The following is an 18,342-nucleotide window of genomic DNA, read 5'->3' as shown; positions in this document are numbered from 1 at the left end:
GCTCACATATGTGAACACGCGTGTTCACCTCTCACCGCCCTCACGCCGGCGGCGTCCACCCCCCACCCCAGGACGAAAGGCCCCCTCGTCATGCAACGCCTCGCCCTGCGCTGCGCCCTCGCGCTCTCCCTCGGCCTCACCGCCGTCGGCACCCTCGGAGCACCTTCCGCCTCGGCGGCGACCGGCACCATCACCGGCCTGGCCGGCAAGTGCCTCGACGTGGCCGGCGCCAGCTCGGCCGACGGCACCGCCGTACAGCTCTACGACTGCAACGGCACCGCCGCCCAGCAGTGGACGGTCGGCACCGACGGCACCATCAGAGCCCTCGGCAAGTGCCTTGACATCACCGGCAATTCGACGGCCAACGGCGCCCAGCTCCAGCTGTGGACGTGCGCGGGCAGCGCCAACCAGCAGTGGACGGTCACCGCGGCGCGCGACATCGTGAACCCGGCCGCCAACAAGTGCCTCGACGTGACCGGGAGTTCCTCGGCCAACGGCACCCGCACCCAGATCTGGACCTGCACCGGCGCCGCCAACCAGAAGTGGACGGCCCCCGCCGGCGGCACGACCCCGCCCACGACCGCGCCGATGGCCGTGGCGCCGTACCTCTACAACGGCTGGGGGAACCCGCCCAGCCCCACGACTGTCATGAACGCAACCGGCGTGAAGTGGTTCACGCTCGCGTTCGTCCTGAGCAACGGCTACTGCAACCCGCAGTGGGACGGCGGCCGGGCGCTGACCGGCGGGGTCGACCAGTCGACCATCAACACCGTACGGGCCAACGGCGGCGATGTCGTCCCGTCCTTCGGCGGCTACAGCGGCAACAAGCTGGAGAGCTCCTGCTCCAGCGCGAGCGAACTCGCGGCGGCCTACCAGAAGGTCATCAGCGCCTACTCCCTGAAGGCCATCGACATCGACATCGAGGCCGACGCGTACAGCAACGGGACCGTGCAGCAGCGGACCGTGGACGCGCTGAAGACCGTCAAGGCCAACAACCCGGGCATCAAGGTGTACGTCACCATCGGCACCGGGCAGAGCGGTCCCGACACCAGCCTCATCAACCGGGCCGCGTCGTCCGGGCTGACCGTGGACGCGTGGACGATCATGCCGTTCGACTTCGGCGGCGCCGGCCAGAACATGGGCACGCTCACCCAGCGGGCGGCCGAGGGCCTCAAGACCGCGCTGAAGAACGCGTACGGCTACAGCGACGACGCGGCCTACCGGGACATGGGCATCTCGTCCATGAACGGCATCACCGACAACAACGAGACCGTCACCACCGCCGACTTCCAGACCATCCTCGGCTACGCGCAGGCGCACCACCTGGCACGGCTGACGTTCTGGTCGGCCAACCGTGACCGGCCCTGCCCGGGCGCCTACCCGAACGACGACACCTGCTCGGGCGTGAGCCAGAGCAACTGGCAGTTCACCAGCATCTTCGCCCAGTACACCGGCTGACGGACGCCCTCCGACCCTTTCCTCCCAACCCCCCATCCCCACAGGAGAATCCGTGCTCAGACGGAAAAGACTGTCCGGCCGCGACGTGATACCGAGAGCGCTCACGGCCGTCGCGCTCGTGGCGACGACCGTGACCGGCGTCGAGTTCGCCGCGCAGGGTTCGGCGAGCGCCGCGAACTCGGCCGCCGCCGCGATACCGACCGGCTACACCACCGTGGTCAACAAGGGCAGCGGCAAGTGCGTCGACGCCCGCTCGGCCGCGAGCGCCGACGGCACCGCCGTCCAGCAGTACACGTGCAACGGAAGCACCGCGCAGAACTGGCAGCTGGTCGCCACCGACGGCGGCTACTACCGCGTGAACAGCAACCTGAACGGCGCCGAGGCCTGGGACGTCACCAACGTCTCGACCGCCGACTCCGCGCCGATCCAGCTGTGGACGTACTCCGGCGGCAACAACCAGCAGTGGCTGCCGGTCGCCGAGTCCGACGGCTCCTACCACTTCGTCAACCGCAACAGCGGCAAGTGCCTCGACGTGCCTAGCGCGTCGACCGCCGACAGCGTGCAGCTCGCGCAGTACACCTGCAACGGCACGGCCGCGCAGTCCTTCACGCTGAGCGGCGGCGGCACGACGAACCCGCCCGGCACCCCGGACTTCGGCCCCAACGTGACGGTGTTCGACCCGTCGATGTCGGCGTCAAGCATCCAGTCCAAGCTGGACTCGGTCTTCGCCCAGCAGCAGACCAACCAGTTCGGCTCGGCCCGCCAGGCCCTGCTGTTCAAGCCGGGCACGTACAGCGCCAACGCCAACGTCGGCTTCTACACCCAGGTGGCGGGGCTCGGCTTCTCGCCGGACGACGTGACGATCAACGGCGCGGTGCACGCGGAGGCCGACTGGTTCCAGGGCAACGCGACCCAGAACTTCTGGCGCGACGCCGAGAACCTGTCGGTCAACCCCACCGGCGGCACTGACCGTTGGGCCGTCTCGCAGGCCGCGCCGTACCGACGCATGCACGTGCGCGGCAACTTGGCTCTGGACGACGGCGGTTGGTCCAGCGGCGGCTTCATCTCCGACACCAAGGTCGACGGCCAGATCCAGTCCGGGACCCAGCAGCAGTTCCTCACCAGGAACTCCACGATGGGCAGTTGGTCCGGCTCCAACTGGAACATGGTCTTCGTCGGTGACCAGGGCGCACCCGCCCAGTCCTTCCCGACGTACACCAACGTCGCCGGCTCCCCGACGATCCGCGAGAAGCCCTTCCTCTACGTCGACAGCGCGGGCGCCTACCAGGTGTTCGTGCCCGGACTCCAGTCCAACGCCGTCGGCACCACGTGGAGCGGGAAGACCCCGGCGGGCAAGTCCCTGCCGATCGACCAGTTCTACATCGTCAAGCCCGGCGCCACCGCCGCCGACATGAACACGGCCCTGGCCGCCGGCAAGAACCTCCTCGTCACCCCCGGCGTCTACCACCTCAACCAGACGATCAACATCACGCGCCCTGACACGGTCGTCCTGGGCATGGGCCTGGCCACCTTCGTGCCGGACGGCGGGATCACCGCGATCTCCACGGCCGACGTGGACGGCATCGAGCTGGCGGGTCTGCTGGTCGACGCGGGCACCACCAACTCCGCGACGCTGGTGCAGATCGGCCCGTCCGGCTCGACCGCCTCGCACGCCGCCGACCCGACGCAGTTGTCCGATGTCTTCGTCCGCATCGGTGGCGCCACCATTGGCAAGGCCACCAACTCGGTTGTCATCAACAGCGCCAACACGATCGTCGACCACACCTGGATCTGGCGGGCCGACCACGGCAACAGCGGCACGGTCGGCTGGACCACCAACACGGCGGACACCGGACTGATCGTCAACGGCGCCAACGTGACCGCGTACGGCCTGTTCGTCGAGCACTTCCAGAAGACCCAGGTCCTCTGGAACGGCAACGGCGGCCGGACGTACTTCTTCCAGAACGAGATGCCCTACGACCCGCCGAACCAGGCCTCCTGGATGAACGGCACCGGCAAGGGCTACCCCGCCTACAAGGTCGCCGCGGGCGTAACCACCCATGAGGCGTGGGGACTTGGCAGCTACTGCTACTTCAGCTCCAACTCCGGCGTGGTCGCCGACCATGCCTTCGAGGTGCCGAGCGTGTCCGGGGTGAAGTTCCACGACATGGTGACCGTCTCGCTGGGTGGCGTCGGCACGATCAGCCACATTGTCAACAGCACGGGCGGACCGTCCAACTCCAGCACCAACGTCGCCTACTTGACCAACTACCCGTAGATCCAAGACCGCACGGAAAGGATCGATCACTCACATGAACACCAACAGATCCGGTTCCACCCGCGCGCTCCTGCGGGTCCTGCTCCTGCTGGCCACGCTGCTCGGGCTCGCGTCCGTACCGCCGGCCGCCCGGGCGAGCACCGCGGCGACCCCGTTCAAGATTCTCGCGCTCTACAGCGGGACCTACGACGCGGCGCACATCGACTTCGACAAGGAGGCGAACGTCTGGTTCCCGCAGCAGGCGGCGGCCAACGGCTACACCTACACGGCCAGCACCGACTGGGACCTGCTCGCCAACGGCGGGGTCAACGCGTACCAGGTCGTCCTGTTCCTCGACGACCTGCCGCAGACCGCCGCCCAACGCAGCGGATTCGAGGCGTACATGAGGGGTGGCGGCGGCTTCATGGGCTTCCACGTCTCCGCCTTCACGACGAACGCGGCGAGCTGGTCCTGGTACCACAACACGTTCCTCGGCTCGGGGAACTTCGTGTCCAACACCTGGGGTCCGACCTCGGTCACCCTGAAGGTGGAGGACCATTCGATCCCGCCCACCGCAGCCCTGCCGACCACGTTCACCTCGTCGGTCAGCGAGTGGTACAGCTGGTCCAACGATCTGCGGCAGAACCCGGACATCAAGATCCTGGCGTCGATCGACCCGAGCAGCTTCCCGGTCGGCACCGATCCCAACCAGTCCTGGTACAGCGGGTACTACCCGATCATCTGGACCAACACGAAGTACAAGATGCTGTACGCGAACTTCGGCCACAACGCGATGAACTACACGACCAACACGCGCCTGTCGTCGACGTTCGCGAGCGCCACCCAGAACCAGTTCCTGCTGAACGGTCTCAAGTGGCTGGGCGGGGGCGACACTTCGACGCCGCCGACGGACACCCCGATCTCCGAGACCTCCTGGTACTCCGTGCAGAACGGCGGCAACGGCACCTGCGTGGACGCCCGTTCGGCGGCCACGGCCAACGGCACGGCGATCCAGCAGTACGCCTGCAACGGCACGACGGCGCAGCAGTACCAGTTCCGCTCCACCGACAGCGGGTACATGGAGATCACCGCGCGCGGCAACCCCGCACAGGTCATCGACGTGACCGACCGCTCGACGGCGGACAACGCGCCGTTGCAGCTGTGGGCCTACTCCGGCGGCACGAACCAGCAGTGGCAGCCGGTGCGTGAGACGAGCGGGCGGTACCACTTCGTCGCCCGGCACAGCGGTAAGTGCCTGACGGCCGCCACCGCGGCGACCAACAGTGTCCAGCTCACCCAACGGACCTGTGACGGCTCGACCGCACAGTCCTTCACACTCGCCGTGCAGTCCTGAGCCACCGCACGGCAGAACAGGGGTGCCTCCCACCGCACGGACGCGGTGGGAGGCACCCCTGTTTTCGCCGCTAACAGCTCACTGTTGTCAGCGATACGCATCGGTGTTATCGTCGATTACATGAACACGAGATCGCTGATTATCGAGGCGGCGGCCGAGCTGATCGCCCAGTCGCCGAGCGGCGACGTGTCGACGCGCGCGGTGTGCGAGGCGGCGGGTGTGCAACAGCCGGTCCTCTACCGCCTGTTCGGCGACAAGGACGGGCTGCTCGCGGCGACGGTCGACCACGTGTGGGACCAGTACCTGGAGACCAAGCGCGCGGCCGAGAAGTCGGCGGACCCGCTGCGGGACATCCAGGCCGGCTGGGACACGCACACGGCGTTCGCGCTGGCGCACCCCAACGCCTACAAGCTGATGTTCGCCCCGACGCTGCGTTCCGTGCCCGAGGCGGCGGCCGAGGCGATGCGCATCCTCCGTGGTGACCTGGAGCGGCTCGCCGCGCAGGGCCGTCTCCGCGTCGCACCCGAGATCGCGGCACGCATGGTCATGTCGGCCAACACCGGGGTGTCCCTTGCACTGATCACCCGTCCCACGCTGTATCCGGACTCCGGCCTGTCGAGGCTGGTCCGGGACGCGATCCACCAGGCGATCCTGCTCGACCCCGCGGCTGACACCACGGCCGTGGACGCCCGCGCCGCGGCCGCGACCACACTGCTCTCGTCCCTGGACGACCTCACCCCCGAACCGTTCACCCCCGCGGAGTCGGCCCTGCTCGGGCAGTGGCTCACGCAGATCCCCACCACACAGAAGGACCCTGACCATGACTGAAACCGACACCACCACCCGCGTCGCCCTGGTCACCGGCGGCTCCGGCGGCATCGGCCGCGCGGTCGCCGAGCGACTGGCCGGGGACGGCATCGCGGTCGGCGTGCACTACGCCGGCAACAAGGCCAAGGCCGACGAGACGGTCGCCGCGATCGTCGCGGCCGGCGGCAGGGCGATCCCGGTCGGCGGCGACGTCGCCGACGAGGACGCGATGTCGGCCGCGTTCGACGCGGTGGAGCAGGAGTTCGGCGGCATCGACGTCGTCGTCAACACCGCCGGGATCATGGTCCTCTCCCCCATCGCCACCCTGGACCTCGACGACCTCGACCGCATGCACCGCACCAACGTCCGAGGCACGTTCGTCGTCTCCCAACAGGCGGCCCGGCGAGTCCGCGCGGGCGGCGCGATCATCAACTTCTCCACCACCGTCACCCGCACCAAGTTCCCGACCTACGGCGGCTACGTGGCAAGCAAGGCCGCGGTCGAGGCGATGACTCTGGTCCTGGCCCGCGAGCTGCGCGGCAGGGACATCACCGTGAACGCCGTGGCTCCCGGCCCCACCGCCACACCCCTGTTCCTGAACGGCAAGGACGACACCACGATCGAGAACCTCGCCAAGGCCGCCCCGCTGGAGCGCCTGGGCACCCCGGACGACATCGCGGAGTCGGTCGCGTTCCTGGCGGGCCCCGCCCGCTGGATCAACGGCCAAGTGCTGTTCGCCAACGGCGGGCTGGCCTGAGCCACCCCACTCAAGGAGTGAACCCCATGAGCAACATCATCGTGATCACCGGCGCCTCCAGCGGTTTCGGCGCCCTCACCGCCCGCGCCCTCGCGGACAAGGGCGACACCGTCTACGCCGGGATGCGCAACACCACCACCCGCAACGCGCCCCAGGTTCGGGCCGCCGCCGACTACGGCAAGGAACACGGCGTCGACCTGCGCTCCATAGAACTCGACGTCAACGCGCAGGACTCGGTCGACTCGGCGATCGAGCGGATCGTCGCCGAACACGGCCGCATCGACGTCCTGATCCACAACGCCGGCCACATGGTCACCGGACCGGCCGAGGCCTTCACCCCCGAGCAGCTCACCGAGCTGTACGACGTGAACGTCCTCTCCACCCAGCGCGTCAACCGCGCCGCACTGCCCCATCTGCGCGCGGCCGGCCGGGGTCTGGTGATCTGGGTGTCGAGTTCGAGCGTCAAGGGCGGCACCCCGCCGTATCTGGCCCCGTACTTCGCGGCCAAGGCCGCCATGGACTCCCTCGCCGTCAGCTACGCGGCCGAACTGGCCCGCTGGGGCGTGGAGACCTCCATCGTGGTGCCCGGCTCCTTCACCGGCGGTACGAACCACTTCGCGCACTCCGGGCGCCCGGCGGACAGCGCGGTCGAGGCGCAGTACGAGACGCGGTACGCGGGCCTGATGACCCAAGTCGCTCAGAAGCTGGCCGCGTTGGCGCCCGAGGGTGCGGACGCCTCGCTGGTCTCCGAGGAGATCGCGCGAATCGTCGCGCTCCCCGCAGGGCACCGGCCGTATCGGGTGCACATCGACCCGGCCGACGACGGCTCCGAGGCGGTCTCCGTCGTGGCCGACCGCATCCGCCGCGACTTCCTGACCCGCGTCGACCTCGCGGACCTGCTCTCCGTGCACCCCACGGCTGCCTGACCGGCACCCGCTTACAAGGCCACTGTCTCCGTCACGTCCCGCCGATACGACTCCCCGCCCCCGAACAGTTCCTCGGACACGGCCCGTACGGCGTTCACGACCAGCGGAGCGACCAGTTCCAGCGGTGCCCGCCCGTCGCCGACGACCGAGATCGCGCCCACCGGGCCGTCCGGACCGCGCAGGGCGAGGCCGACACAGCCGAGGTCGGGGAAACACTCGCCCCGGTCGATCGCCAGGCCGTTGCGTCGGCGTACGGTGCTCAACTCCCGGTGGAGCAGGTCGAGTCGGCCGATGCTGTGGGAGGTGCGGCACTCCATTGATTGTTGGTAGCGGGCGTCGATCTCCTCCGGGCTGAGCCAGGCGAGCATCGCCTTGCCGAGACCGGTGCAGTGGGCGACCGCCCGCCCGCCGACGCGGGAGGGGATGTCGACCGCAGCCCGGCCGCCGACCTTGTCCAGGTAGTAGATCTCGGGGCCGTCGAGCACGGCGAGATGGACGACCATCTTCGTGCGGACGGCCAGGTCGAGGAGTTGGGGCGCGGCTGCCGCGCGCAGTGTGCTGTGTCCGATCTCCCGCCCGCCGAGACCGAGCGCGCGCGGTCCCAGCGCGTACCCGGCGACCGTGTGGTGCAGCCAGTCCAGGCGCACCAGTTGGTCGAGGATCCGGTGGGTGGTCGAGCGCGGCAACTGGGTCCGGCGGGAGACCACTTCGAGGGTGAGGTGTGTCTGGGGCCGCTCGAAGAGGTCCATGATCAACGTCACGCGCTCCATCATCGACGGTGGCAGCGCATGCCGGTCGGCCTCGTATCGCGGTTCCAGGCGAAGGGCAGACGTCATCGTCAATGCCTCTCTGCTCAAACTGAAATCAATTCTAGTTCGGCGCCTTCGTCAACGTATCAATGGCGCCGGACGCGGGCCAAGAGGCGTGCACGAGTTTATTGGTACGCACGGTCTAATCAACGCGTCGAAGAGCCGCTCCCCGGTGCGTGGTCCGGGGAGCGGCTCTGCGGAGACGCGCGGTCAGCAGCCGCGCGTGAGGTCGAGCGCGATGTCCACGATCATGTCCTCCTGCCCGCCGACCAGCCCCCGCCGGCCGACCTCCTGGAGGATGGTGCGCGCGTCGAGGCCGTACTGTCCGGCCGCCGTCTCGGCGTGCCGCAGGAAGCTGGAGTAGGCGCCCGCGTAGCCGAGTGTCAGGGTCTCGCGGTCGACGCGCACGGGACGGTCCTGCAAGGGCCGTACGAGATCGTCGGCGGCGTCCTGGAGAGCGAACAGGTCGCAACCGTGTTCCCAGCCAAGGAGGTTGGCGACCGCGACGAACGGTTCGATCGGGCAGTTGCCGGCGCCCGCGCCCTGTCCGGCGAGGGAGGCGTCGACCCGGGTCACGCCCTCCTCCACCGCCGTGACGGAGTTGGCGACCGAGAGGGAGAGGTTCTCGTGCGCGTGGATGCCGATCTGGGTCTCCGGGTCGAGGACGTCCCGATAGGCGCGGATGCGGTCGCGCACGCCGTCCATGGTCAGCCGGCCGCCGGAGTCCGTGACGTACACGCAGTGCGCGCCGTAGGACTCCATCAGGCGTGCCTGGCGGGCGAGTTCGGCGGGTTCGGTCATGTGGGCCATCATCAGGAAGCCGGAGACGTCCATGCCGAGTTCGCGTGCCGTGGCGATGTGTTGTGCGGCCACGTCGGCCTCGGTGCAGTGGGTGGCGATCCGGACCGAGCGGACCCCGAGGGAGTAGGCCTGCTTGAGTTCGGCGATGGTGCCGATTCCGGGCAGCAGGAGGGACGTCAGCGTCGCCCGGTGGATGGCGCCGGCCGCGGCCTCGATCCATTCCCAGTCGGTGTTGCTGCCGGGGCCGTAGTTGAGGCTGCCGCCGGAGATGCCGTCGCCGTGGGCGACCTCGATGGCGTCCACGCCCGCCCGGTCCAGGGCCGCGCTGATGGCGGCCACGTTCTCGGGCGTGATCCGGTGCCGGATGGCGTGCATGCCGTCCCGGAGGGTGACGTCCTGCACATAGAGCCTGGGGGTCACTGGGTCACCTCGGTGGAGAAGCGCTGGGCGATGCGCTCGGCGACGCGCAGGGCGGCCGAGGTCATGATGTCGAGATTGCCCGCGTAGGCGGGCAAGTAGTGGGCGGCGCCCTCGACTTCGAGGAAGACGGACACCTTGGTGGTGACCTCTGAGGCGTCGCCGGTGAAGAGCGTGTGGACCGGGTCGCCGGCCGGGATCGGGGTGAACTGCACCTGCTGCTTGAGCCGGTAGCCGGGCACGTACTCGGCGACCGCGTCCACCATGCCCTCCACGGAGGCCCGCACCTGCTCCTGGTCGGCGTCGCCGATCAGGCAGTACACGGTGTCCCGCATGATCAGCGGCGGCTCGGCCGGATTGAGCACGATGATCGCCTTGCCGCGCTGGGCGCCGCCCACCTTCTCGATCGCGGCGGAGGTGGTCTCGGTGAACTCGTCGATGTTGGCGCGGGTCCCGGGTCCGGCCGACTTCGAGGCGATCGAGGCGACGATCTCGGCGTAGGGCACCGGGGTGATCCGGCTGACCGCGTGCACGATCGGGATGGTGGCCTGGCCGCCGCAGGTGACCAGGTTGAGGTTGTCGACATCGTTGGCAAGGTGCTCGTCGAGGTTGACCGGCGGCACGACGTACGGGCCGATGGCCGCGGGTGTGAGGTCGACGAGCCGTTTGCCGTAGGGGGCGAGGCGCTTGGCGTTCTCGACGTGTGCCTTCGCGGAGGTGGCGTCGAAGACGATCTCGATGTCGTCGAAGCCGTCCATCCGGATCAGTCCGTCCACGCCCTCGTGCGTGGTGGGCACCTTGAGGCGCGCGGCGCGGGCGAGGCCGTCCGAGTCCGGGTCGATGCCCACCATCGCGGCCATCTCCAGGGTGTCGGACAGCCGCAGCACCTTGATCATCAGGTCGGTCCCGATGTTCCCGGAGCCGATGACGGCCACCTTGGTCTTCGTCATCCCTGTTCCTTCGAAGAGTCCGATGAGTCGGATGATTCGGATGAGTTGGCTGATTCCACCGCGTCGGAGAACGTCGCGGTCACGGTGCCCAGGCCCGACATCTCGGCCCGGACGGTGACTCCCGGCGGGGTGGGGACCAGCGGCCCCAGCGCCCCGGAGAGCACGACCTGCCCGGCCCGCAGCGGATCGCCGAACTCCCGCGCGGTGCGCGCCAGCCACAGCAGCGCGGCGAGGGGATCGCCGAGGCAGGCGGTGCCGTCGCCCTCGGACGCGAGCTTCCCGTCGGCGTACAGCCGCATCGTCACGTCCCGGGGCTCGAACGCCTTCAACTCGACCCGCTCGCCGCCGAGTACGAACAGTCCGCTGGACGCGTTGTCGGCGACGGTGTCGGTGATCGCGATGTCCCAGTCGGCGACCCGGCTGTCCACGATCTCCAGCGCGGCGACGCCGTACGCGACGGCGGACCGGACCCGCTCGATGTCGAGATCGCCGTCGTCGAGGTCGGCGGCGAGGACGAACGCGATCTCGGCCTCGACCCTGGGCTGGAGCAGCCGTTCGCTCGGTACGGCCGGGAGCGCGCTGACGTCCATGTCGGCGAGGAGCACCCCGAAGTCGGGTCGGTCGACGCCGACTTGGCGCTGCACCGACTCGGAGGTGAGTCCGATCTTGCGGCCGACGAGGCGTGCTCCGGCCGCGATCCGGTCGGCGACGACGCGCTGTTGGACGGCATAGGCGAGGCTGATGTCGGTGGCGCCGAGCAAGTCCCGTACGGGAGCGCACGGTTGACGGTCACGGGCCGCGCGCGTCAGTCGTACGACCGCCTCGGCCACCGCAGCCTCGCGGTCCGCCACGGCCCTCGGTTCCCAAACGTCTGTCATTCGCATCCTCAACTCGTGATGGCCTCCAGCCTGGGCATCCGTGCCCGTTCACGGGCCCGCGCGTTCCGCTCACCGGGACTCGATCCGGGTGTGGACAAATGGTCTCGCTGAGCGAGATGACCGGTCGGAGCCGGGGAGTCGGCTCGATACCGTCGCCCGCACATTGCTTGAGGTTGTGGCGTTGAGCCGCGCTCGCCGTCGAGAACGTCAGCACACCTGAGGAGGTCATCTTGGCCAGCAACGAGGACGTCTACGACGTGATCGTGGTCGGGTCGGGCGGAGGTCTGGTCGGTGCCTATGCCGCCGCCTCGCGCGGACTGCGCACCCTCGTCATCGAGAAGACCGACCGGGTCGGCGGCACCACCGCCTACTCCGGTTCCGGTCTCTGGTACCCCGGCTCCGCGCCCATGCGGCGGGCGGGGCTGGACGACAGCATCGAGGACGCGCGGACGTATCTGCGCGACACCGTCGACGACGCGTCGCGCGAGCCGCTCCAGGCGGCCTATCTGCGGGCCGGCGTCCAGCTGATCGACGAGCTGGAGCAGAACCCGTGGTTCCAGTCGTTCGAGCACCTCCCGGTGCCGGACTACTATCCGTCGGTCGCCGGCTCGTCCCCCACCGGTCACACCATCTTCCCGCCGACGGTCACCGTCGCCGAGCTGGGCGAACACGCCCGACTGGTCCGCGCCTGCCTGCCCGCCCAGCGCTGGGGGCAGGACGAGGGCCCGGTCCTCAGCGGGGGCCGCGCGCTGATCGGCCGGACGCTGGCCGCGTTCCTGGAGACGGGCCACGGCACGCTGCGCCTCGACACCGCGTTGGAGAGTCTGGTCGTCGAGGACGGCCGGGTCGTGGGCGTGGAGGCGGTGAGCGACGGCGAGCGGGTCACGTTCCGCGCCACGGGCGGGGTGATCCTCGCGGCCGGCGGTTTCGAGCGCAACCGCGAGCTGCGTGAGAAGTACCAGCCGGTTCCGGAGCGCGGCAGCGAGTGGAGCCACGGCGCCCCGGGCAACACGGGCGACGCGCTCCAGGCCGGCATCGCGGTCGGCGCCGCCACCGATCTGCTGGACGCGGCCTGGTTCACCCCGGGACTCGTGTGGCCGGACGGCCTGCCGCTCTTCCACACGGGCACCCGTGGCGGAATCTGGGTCAACGCGGCCGGCGAACGCTTCGTCAACGAGACCCGCCCCTACGACCAGGCGGGCCGCGAGCTGGTCCGCCTGCACGCCACGTCGGGCGTCTCGCACATCCCCGCCCACTGGATCATCGACCAGCGCCAGCTCGACCGGGACGGCTTCGGCGGCCCGTACGACGAGCCGGTCCGCCCCGAGTGGTTCGAGTCGGGCGCGCTCAAGAAGGCCGACACGCTCGAGGAGCTGGCCCAGCTGATCGACGTACCGCTCGACGCCCTCCGCAAGACCATCGAGGAGTTCAACGGCTTCGCGCACACCGGGGTCGACGAGAAGTTCCACCGCGGCGAGACGCCCTGGGACCAGATGGCCCAGTACGTGCTGGGCTTCCCCGCCCTGCCCCAGCTCAACTACCCGGCGCCGCCGCCCACGAACGACTGGCCCAACCCGATCCTGCCCCCGCTCGACACCCCGCCGTACTACGTGGCGACCATCGTCCCCGCCGACATAGGCACCAAGGGCGGCCTGAAGATCGACGACCACGCGCGGGTGCTGCGCCCGGACGGCGGCCCGATCGAGGGGCTCTACGCGGCCGGCAACACCGCCGCCGCGATGACGGGCCGCGTGTACCCGGGTGCGGGAGCCCCCATCGGTTCGAGTGTCGCGTTCTCGTACCTGGCCGTACTCGACATCGCGGACACCAAAAGCTGACACCACGTCAAGTGCCCGGAACACCAAGGGTGTTCCGGGCACTGTCGTGATGTCCTACGGCGTGAGGAGCAGCCGTGCGGCCAGGCGCATGTTGGTCTCCGCCTCCTCGGTGGAGAGTTCCTCGGTGAGCATGGCCACGAACAGGCCCCACCAGCCGTAGATGAGCAGGCGGGCCCGGCTGCGGTCGGTCTCGGAAGCCTCGCGGACACTGCCACGGAGCAGGCGCAGGATGGCCTGGCCCAGGGGGCTGTCGACGAGGTCCGCGTGGGCCGGGACGACGCTCGTGTACTCGGTGAACGACGACAGCGCCACCGCCGAGGCGAGCAGCGGGCTGTCCAGCAGCTTCACGCTGAGCGTGATGAGGAGTTCCGCGATCTCGGCGGCGGGGTCCGCGCCCTCGGCGGCGACGGCCGTGTTCCCGTGGCCGCCGACGAACTGCTCGATGTGCCACTCCAGGACCGCCATGAACAGATACGGCTTGGACGGGAAGTAGCGGTACAGGGTGGCGATGGCGACGCCGGCCTCCTTGGCCACGTCGTGCATCTGGACGCTGGCCAGTCCCTCGCGGGCGCCGAGTTCGGAGGCGGCGCGCAGGATGCGCACTCGGCGGGCGGCCTGGCCGCTCGACATCGGGGCCGCCGGTTGCCGTCCCTCAGCGGTTCTCGCCACGTCGTCCCCCCGGTCGTTGGGTGCTCCCGCCGACGCTCAGGACGCCTCGGGGCGGGTCAGGAAGGCCAGGACCGCGCTCTCCCAGGCCTCCTTCTGCTCGATCATGGCCCAGTGGCCGCAGTCGGGCAGCACATGCAGTTCCGCTTTGGGAATCGTACGCATCGGGATGAGCGCGCTCTCCAGCGGTGTGACCCGGTCGTCGCGGCCCCAGGTCAGCAGCGTGGGCGCGGTGATCTTGTGCAGGGCGGCCCAGATGGGCTGGTCGGAGTGGGCCTGCGCGGCCTGCATGGCGGCCATGGCCTGCCGGCCGTAGATCCGCCGGGAGGCCTCCAGGGTCGCGGGCTCGGTGGCGCTCGCCCAGCGCTCCTTGATGAGTTCCTCGGTGAGGAGGGACGGGTCGTGGACCATCGACCGCAGCCACTGGAGCAGGTTCTCGCGGGTCGGGTTCTCGGCGAACTCGACGAGCAGGTTGAGGCCTTCGCTGGGGCTGGGCGAGAGGATGTTGCGGCCGACGCCGCCGATGGTGACGACCCGGCGGAACAAGTCCTTGTGGGCGACGGCGAGTCCGGCGGCGACGAAGCCGCCCATGGAGTTCCCGATGACGTCGACTCGTTCGAGGCCGAGGCCGTCGAGAAAACGCAGGACGGCCTTCGGGGCCGCCATCATCGGGTTCTCGTCGGTGGGGTCGCTGACCCCGAACCCGGGGAATTCCAGGGCGAGGCAGCGGAAGTGTTTCGCGAACAGGGGGAGATTTCCCCGGTAGTTGCGCCAGCCGGTCACGCCCGGACCGGAACCGTGCAACAGGAGCAGCGGCGGCCCGTCACCCGCCTCGTGGTAGCGCAACGTGCCCTCGTCGGTGTGCAGTTCGCGCAGGGTGTCCTCAGCGGTGAGTGTCATGGCGGTGCGTGGCCTCCGGTCGCGGGGTGACAGGCGACAGTCACCGTGCCACCGCGTCCCTGCCGGGTGCCGTACTCCTCCCGATCAGTGGGACGTCCACGACTCCTGGTCCGCCCGCCTCATTAGCGTCGGACCGCAAGGACTTGACGACGGTGATGGGAGAACCCTGATGGGTGTGCGCTCACTCGGGTATGTCCGGCTGGAATACAGTGACATCGAGAAATGGAAGGTGTTCGGGGCGGATTTCCTCGGCCTGATGCCAGTTGAGGGCGGCGACCCGGAATCCCTCTACTACCGGATGGACGACTATCCGGCCCGCATCGTGGTCTCCCCCGGTTCGCAGAACGGGATGACCGCCCTCGGGTTCGAGGTGATCGACGAGCGGGAGCTGGCCCGACTGGTCGCCGACGTCGAGAAGACCGGCATCAAGGTCACCGCCGGCACCGAGGACGAGGCCGCGGAACGCCGGGTCACGGGTTTCGTCAAGTTCAACGACCCGGGCGGCAACCCGGTCGAGCTGTTCTACGGCGCGATCCTCGACCACGTTCCGGTGCACACTCCGCTGGTCTCGGGCTTCCTGACCGGTGACATGGGCTTCGGGCACGCGATCGTCTCCGCCGAGGACGCGCGGGGCACGTTCGACTTCTACGTCAACACCCTCGGCTTCATCGAGCGCAACACGATGCGCTCGCCGGGCGGCACGACCTGGTTCATGGGCTGCAACCCGCGCCACCACACCTTGGGCGTCACCCCTGCGCCGGGCCCCGGGCGGCTGCTGCACTTCATGGTCGAGGGCAAGACCCTGGACGACGTGGGCCGCGCCCTGGACCGGGCCGCGAAGCTCGACGTCCCGATGATGCATTCGCTCGGCAAACACACCAACGACCACATGGTGTCCTTCTACGTGTGGTCGCCGGAGAACTACGCCGTCGAGTTCGGCTGGAACGGCCTGAAGGTGCCCGAGCCGGTACCGGTCTACGAGATCACCGACGGCGCGTTCTGGGGCCACCACTTCACCCCGCCGCCGCAGCCCGCCGGCTGATCCGAACAGGCAGCGGAACAGCCCCACGGTCCACGGCCGTGGGGCTGTTCCATATGTCAGCGCTCGACGGTGATGGCCCGCTCCGGGCAGGCCAACTCCCCGTCCCTGGCCGCCTGTTCGAGCTCCGGCGGCACCTCGCCGTCGTAGGGCAGCGCATAGCCGTCGTCGTCGAGCCGGTACACCTCCGGGGCCGCCGCCGCGCACCTCGCGTGCCCGGAGCACAACGAGGAGTCGATCGTGATCTTCATGCACAACTCCGTTCTACGGCTCGTTCGTCTCTACGGCTTGTTCGTCGAGCCCGCGTCGACGGTGAACTGAAGGCCGGTGACATAGCGCGACTCGTCCGACGCGAGGAACAGGACGGCGTTCGAGACATCGCGCGGTTCGACGTACGGGGCGAGGGGGTTCATCGCCACGAGCGCGAACAGCGGTTCCCGCGCGGCGAGTTCCTCGATCGGGACGCCGACGGTGATGCCGGTGTCGCTGACGCCGGTGGGGTGCACGGTGTTCACCCGGATACGGTGCGGGGCGAGTTCGTTGGAGAGCGCCTTCATCAGGCCGACCACACCGTGCTTGCTGGCCGTGTAGTGGGCGTACGGCACATGGCCGCGGATGCCCGCCGCCGAGCTGGTGATGACGATGGAGCCGCCCTGTCCGGCCTCGATCATCCTGGGCACCGCGGCCCGCACCGTGTTCCAGGGGCCCTTGAGGTTGACGTCCATGTTGACGTCCCAGGCCTCCTCGGACAGCTCCCAGGCGGCGCCGATGCTCATCACGCCCGCGTTCGCCACCACGGTGTCGAGCCGTCCGAACTCCTCCCACGCCGCGTCGACGGCGGCCCGCAGCTCCACCACCGAGCGCACGTCGGCCTGCATGGCGATGCAGCGGCGGCCGGTCGCGCGCACCAACTCCGCGGTCTCCTCCAGCTGTTCCTTCGACGCCAGCGAGTAGGGCAGCTCGTCGCTGATGTCGTGGCACACGTCGGTCACGACGACATCGGCTCCCTCCTCCGCCAGCCGCACGGCGTGGGAACGTCCCTGACCCCGGGCGGCCCCCGTGATGAGCACCGCCTTGCCTTCCATGCGCCCCACGCCAACTCCTTCTCTTTCAGCGGACATTCAGATCCTCGGCGGCCTCGCGCAGGGCGCGCAGCCGGGTGTCGAGGAGTTCGCGCTCGGCCTCGTCACCAGCGCCGAGTTCGGCGAGCCGACCGGCGGTGACGGCGATCTCCTCCTGGAGGCGGCCGTACGCCTCGTCGCGGGTCAGCAGGTCGAGGTCGGTCCAGTCGGAGCGCTCGGACTCCGGGCGCCTGCTCATGCGGGGAGGTTGTAGAGGCGGCGGGTGTTCAGCTCCACGATCTTGTGCACCTCGTCGTCCGGAACGTCCGCGAGGACCTCGGCCGCGTAGGCGCGGCTCTTGGGCCAGTACGAGTCGGAGTGCGGGTAGTCGCACTCCCAGGTGATCTTGTCGACGCCGATGTGGTGGCGTACCTCCACGCCGAACCGGTCGTCGATGAAGCAGCCGTGGAAGTGCTTGTGGAACAGCTCCGAGGGCCGCACGCTCTGGTTGACGTTCTGGTAGAAGCGGTGCCGCTCCCAGGTGCCGTCGGCGCGCTCCAGCAGATACGGGATCCAGCCGATTCCGCCCTCGGACAGGCCGATCTTCAGCCGCGGGTGGTTGTGGAGGACCGGGGAGAACAGCAGGTCGGCGGCCGCGTACATCGAGTTGGTGGCGAACAGGGTGATCGTCACCGCGAACGGTGCCTCCGGGGCGGTCTTGGGCGCCGCACCCGAGGTGCCGAAGTGCAGGCACAGCGGCATGTCGGTCTCCTCGGCCGCCGTGAACACCGGGTCCCAGTGGTCGGTGTGGAACGACGGCAGGCCCAGCGGGACCGGGTTCTCCGGGAACGAGATCGCCTTGGCGCCCTTGGCCGCCGTCCGCCGGATCTCGGCCGCGCAGGCGTCGACGTCCCACAGCGGCAGGATGACCAGCGGGATCAGCCGGCCGGGAGCGGTGGCGCACCACTCGTCGATCACGAAGTCGTTCCACGCCTGGACGCAGAGCAGGGCGAGCTGCCGGTCCTGGCCGTCCAGGAACACGGTGCCGGCGAAGCGCGGGAACGACGGGAAGCACAGCGCGCCCCACACCCCGTCCAGATCCATGTCGCGCAGCCGGGCCTTCGGGTCGTAGCAGCCCGGGATCATCTCGTCGTAGCGGGTCGGTTCGAGGCCGAACTCCTCGGGCGACTTGCCCGCTACGGCGTTCAGGCCGATGTAGGGGTAGATGCGGCCCTCGTAGTTCCACACCTCGGCCGGGGCCTGGCCCTCTCCCCGTGCCTGCTCGACGATCCTCGGCCCGAGGTCGCGGTACTTGGCCGGCAGGCGGTCCGTCCACAGGCGGGGCGGCTCGATCAGGTGGTCGTCGGTCGACAGCAACTTCATCCATGGCTGCAATGGCATCGATGTGCTCCCTCGAATCTCAT

Annotated in this window: 18 protein-coding genes; 8 read left to right on the top strand and 10 right to left on the bottom strand. The window is 69.4% G+C overall.

Translation table 11 applies throughout. The features are described 5' to 3' along the window. The first annotated feature begins 90 nt into the window (after window positions 1-90). The 6 genes from ACQHII_RS45395 (at window position 91) to ACQHII_RS45370 (ending at window position 7,559) form a co-directional block, all read left to right on the top strand. Window positions 91-1,458: a ricin-type beta-trefoil lectin domain protein gene (locus ACQHII_RS45395; RefSeq protein WP_427924780.1), complete on the top strand. Its 1,368-nt coding sequence runs from the start codon at window positions 91-93 to the stop codon at window positions 1,456-1,458. Window positions 1,459-1,510: 52 nt separating this feature from the next. Next, on the top strand, window positions 1,511-3,736 hold the full coding sequence (locus ACQHII_RS45390; protein ID WP_427924779.1) for an RICIN domain-containing protein: 2,226 nt from the start codon (window positions 1,511-1,513) through the stop codon (window positions 3,734-3,736). A 34-nt stretch (window positions 3,737-3,770) separates the two neighbouring features. Beyond that, window positions 3,771-5,069, top strand: a complete 1,299-nt coding sequence (locus ACQHII_RS45385; RefSeq protein WP_427924778.1) for a ThuA domain-containing protein — start codon at window positions 3,771-3,773, stop codon at window positions 5,067-5,069. A 120-nt stretch (window positions 5,070-5,189) separates the two neighbouring features. Next, window positions 5,190-5,897 (top strand): TetR/AcrR family transcriptional regulator, encoded by a 708-nt coding sequence (locus ACQHII_RS45380; protein ID WP_427924777.1) that lies wholly within the window; start codon window positions 5,190-5,192, stop codon window positions 5,895-5,897. Continuing rightward, window positions 5,890-6,633 carry an SDR family oxidoreductase gene (locus ACQHII_RS45375; RefSeq protein ID WP_427924776.1) on the top strand — a complete coding sequence of 248 codons (744 nt, stop codon included), beginning with the start codon at window positions 5,890-5,892 and terminating at the stop codon, window positions 6,631-6,633. Before ACQHII_RS45380 ends, ACQHII_RS45375 begins: the two co-directional genes overlap by 8 nt. A 26-nt stretch (window positions 6,634-6,659) precedes the next feature. Next, window positions 6,660-7,559, top strand: a complete 900-nt coding sequence (locus tag ACQHII_RS45370; RefSeq protein ID WP_427924775.1) for an SDR family oxidoreductase — start codon at window positions 6,660-6,662, stop codon at window positions 7,557-7,559. Between the two features lie 11 nt (window positions 7,560-7,570). Here ACQHII_RS45370 and ACQHII_RS45365 read toward each other — a convergent pair whose 3' ends face one another. The 4 genes from ACQHII_RS45365 to ACQHII_RS45350 all read right to left on the bottom strand — a co-directional run bounded on the left by ACQHII_RS45365 (window position 7,571) and on the right by ACQHII_RS45350 (window position 11,414). Further along, window positions 7,571-8,332 (bottom strand): IclR family transcriptional regulator, encoded by a 762-nt coding sequence (locus ACQHII_RS45365; RefSeq protein ID WP_427925547.1) that lies wholly within the window; start codon window positions 8,330-8,332, stop codon window positions 7,571-7,573. A gap of 246 nt (window positions 8,333-8,578) precedes the next feature. Then, window positions 8,579-9,589, bottom strand: coding sequence for a 4-hydroxy-2-oxovalerate aldolase (gene dmpG, locus ACQHII_RS45360; protein ID WP_427924774.1), 1,011 nt, complete (start codon window positions 9,587-9,589; stop codon window positions 8,579-8,581). Continuing rightward, complete coding sequence (locus tag ACQHII_RS45355) at window positions 9,586-10,536, bottom strand: acetaldehyde dehydrogenase (acetylating) (protein WP_427924773.1); 951 nt, start codon at window positions 10,534-10,536, stop codon at window positions 9,586-9,588. Before ACQHII_RS45355 ends, dmpG begins: the two co-directional genes overlap by 4 nt. Then, window positions 10,533-11,414, bottom strand: a complete 882-nt coding sequence (locus ACQHII_RS45350; RefSeq protein WP_427924772.1) for a 2-keto-4-pentenoate hydratase — start codon at window positions 11,412-11,414, stop codon at window positions 10,533-10,535. Before ACQHII_RS45350 ends, ACQHII_RS45355 begins: the two co-directional genes overlap by 4 nt. Window positions 11,415-11,644: 230 nt before the next feature. On the opposite strand from ACQHII_RS45350, the gene ACQHII_RS45345 reads away from it, so the two are divergent. Then, entirely contained in the window at window positions 11,645-13,252 is a 1,608-nt protein-coding gene (locus tag ACQHII_RS45345; protein WP_427924771.1) for an FAD-dependent oxidoreductase, read from the top strand. 54 nt (window positions 13,253-13,306) lie between these two features. On the opposite strand, the gene ACQHII_RS45340 is transcribed toward ACQHII_RS45345, so the two are convergent. Together ACQHII_RS45340 and ACQHII_RS45335 are read right to left on the bottom strand one after the other, a co-directional pair. Next, a complete protein-coding gene (locus ACQHII_RS45340; protein WP_427924770.1) occupies window positions 13,307-13,921 on the bottom strand; it encodes a TetR/AcrR family transcriptional regulator in 615 nt (204 codons plus the stop codon). 36 nt (window positions 13,922-13,957) lie between these two features. Continuing rightward, a complete protein-coding gene (locus tag ACQHII_RS45335; RefSeq protein ID WP_427924769.1) occupies window positions 13,958-14,818 on the bottom strand; it encodes an alpha/beta fold hydrolase in 861 nt (286 codons plus the stop codon). 169 nt (window positions 14,819-14,987) lie between these two features. Here ACQHII_RS45335 and ACQHII_RS45330 point away from each other — a divergent pair, with 169 nt between their 5' ends. Next, on the top strand, window positions 14,988-15,860 hold the full coding sequence (locus ACQHII_RS45330; protein WP_427924768.1) for a VOC family protein: 873 nt from the start codon (window positions 14,988-14,990) through the stop codon (window positions 15,858-15,860). 56 nt (window positions 15,861-15,916) lie between these two features. On the opposite strand, the gene ACQHII_RS45325 is transcribed toward ACQHII_RS45330, so the two are convergent. Genes ACQHII_RS45325 through ACQHII_RS45310 form a run of 4 tightly spaced genes read right to left on the bottom strand, consistent with a single transcriptional unit; the run spans window position 15,917 to window position 18,319 of the window. Then, complete coding sequence (locus ACQHII_RS45325; protein ID WP_427924767.1) at window positions 15,917-16,108, bottom strand: ferredoxin; 192 nt, start codon at window positions 16,106-16,108, stop codon at window positions 15,917-15,919. A 30-nt stretch (window positions 16,109-16,138) separates the two neighbouring features. Then, window positions 16,139-16,951: a mycofactocin-coupled SDR family oxidoreductase gene (locus ACQHII_RS45320; RefSeq protein WP_427924766.1), complete on the bottom strand. Its 813-nt coding sequence runs from the start codon at window positions 16,949-16,951 to the stop codon at window positions 16,139-16,141. A 16-nt stretch (window positions 16,952-16,967) separates the two neighbouring features. Further along, the gene (locus tag ACQHII_RS45315; RefSeq protein ID WP_427924765.1) at window positions 16,968-17,177 is read right to left on the bottom strand and encodes a hypothetical protein; all 210 of its coding nucleotides are present in this window, start codon (window positions 17,175-17,177) and stop codon (window positions 16,968-16,970) included. Further along, a complete protein-coding gene (locus ACQHII_RS45310; RefSeq protein WP_427924764.1) occupies window positions 17,174-18,319 on the bottom strand; it encodes an amidohydrolase family protein in 1,146 nt (381 codons plus the stop codon). The genes ACQHII_RS45315 and ACQHII_RS45310 overlap by 4 nt, the downstream gene beginning before the upstream one ends. Between the last annotated feature and the right edge of the window lie 23 nt (window positions 18,320-18,342).

This window comes from Streptomyces sp. cg40, from assembly GCF_050320165.1.
GTDB lineage: Bacteria > Actinomycetota > Actinomycetes > Streptomycetales > Streptomycetaceae > Streptomyces > Streptomyces hokutonensis.
Note: the sequence above shows the minus strand (reverse complement) of the source record. Positions and strands in the feature narration are given on the sequence as shown.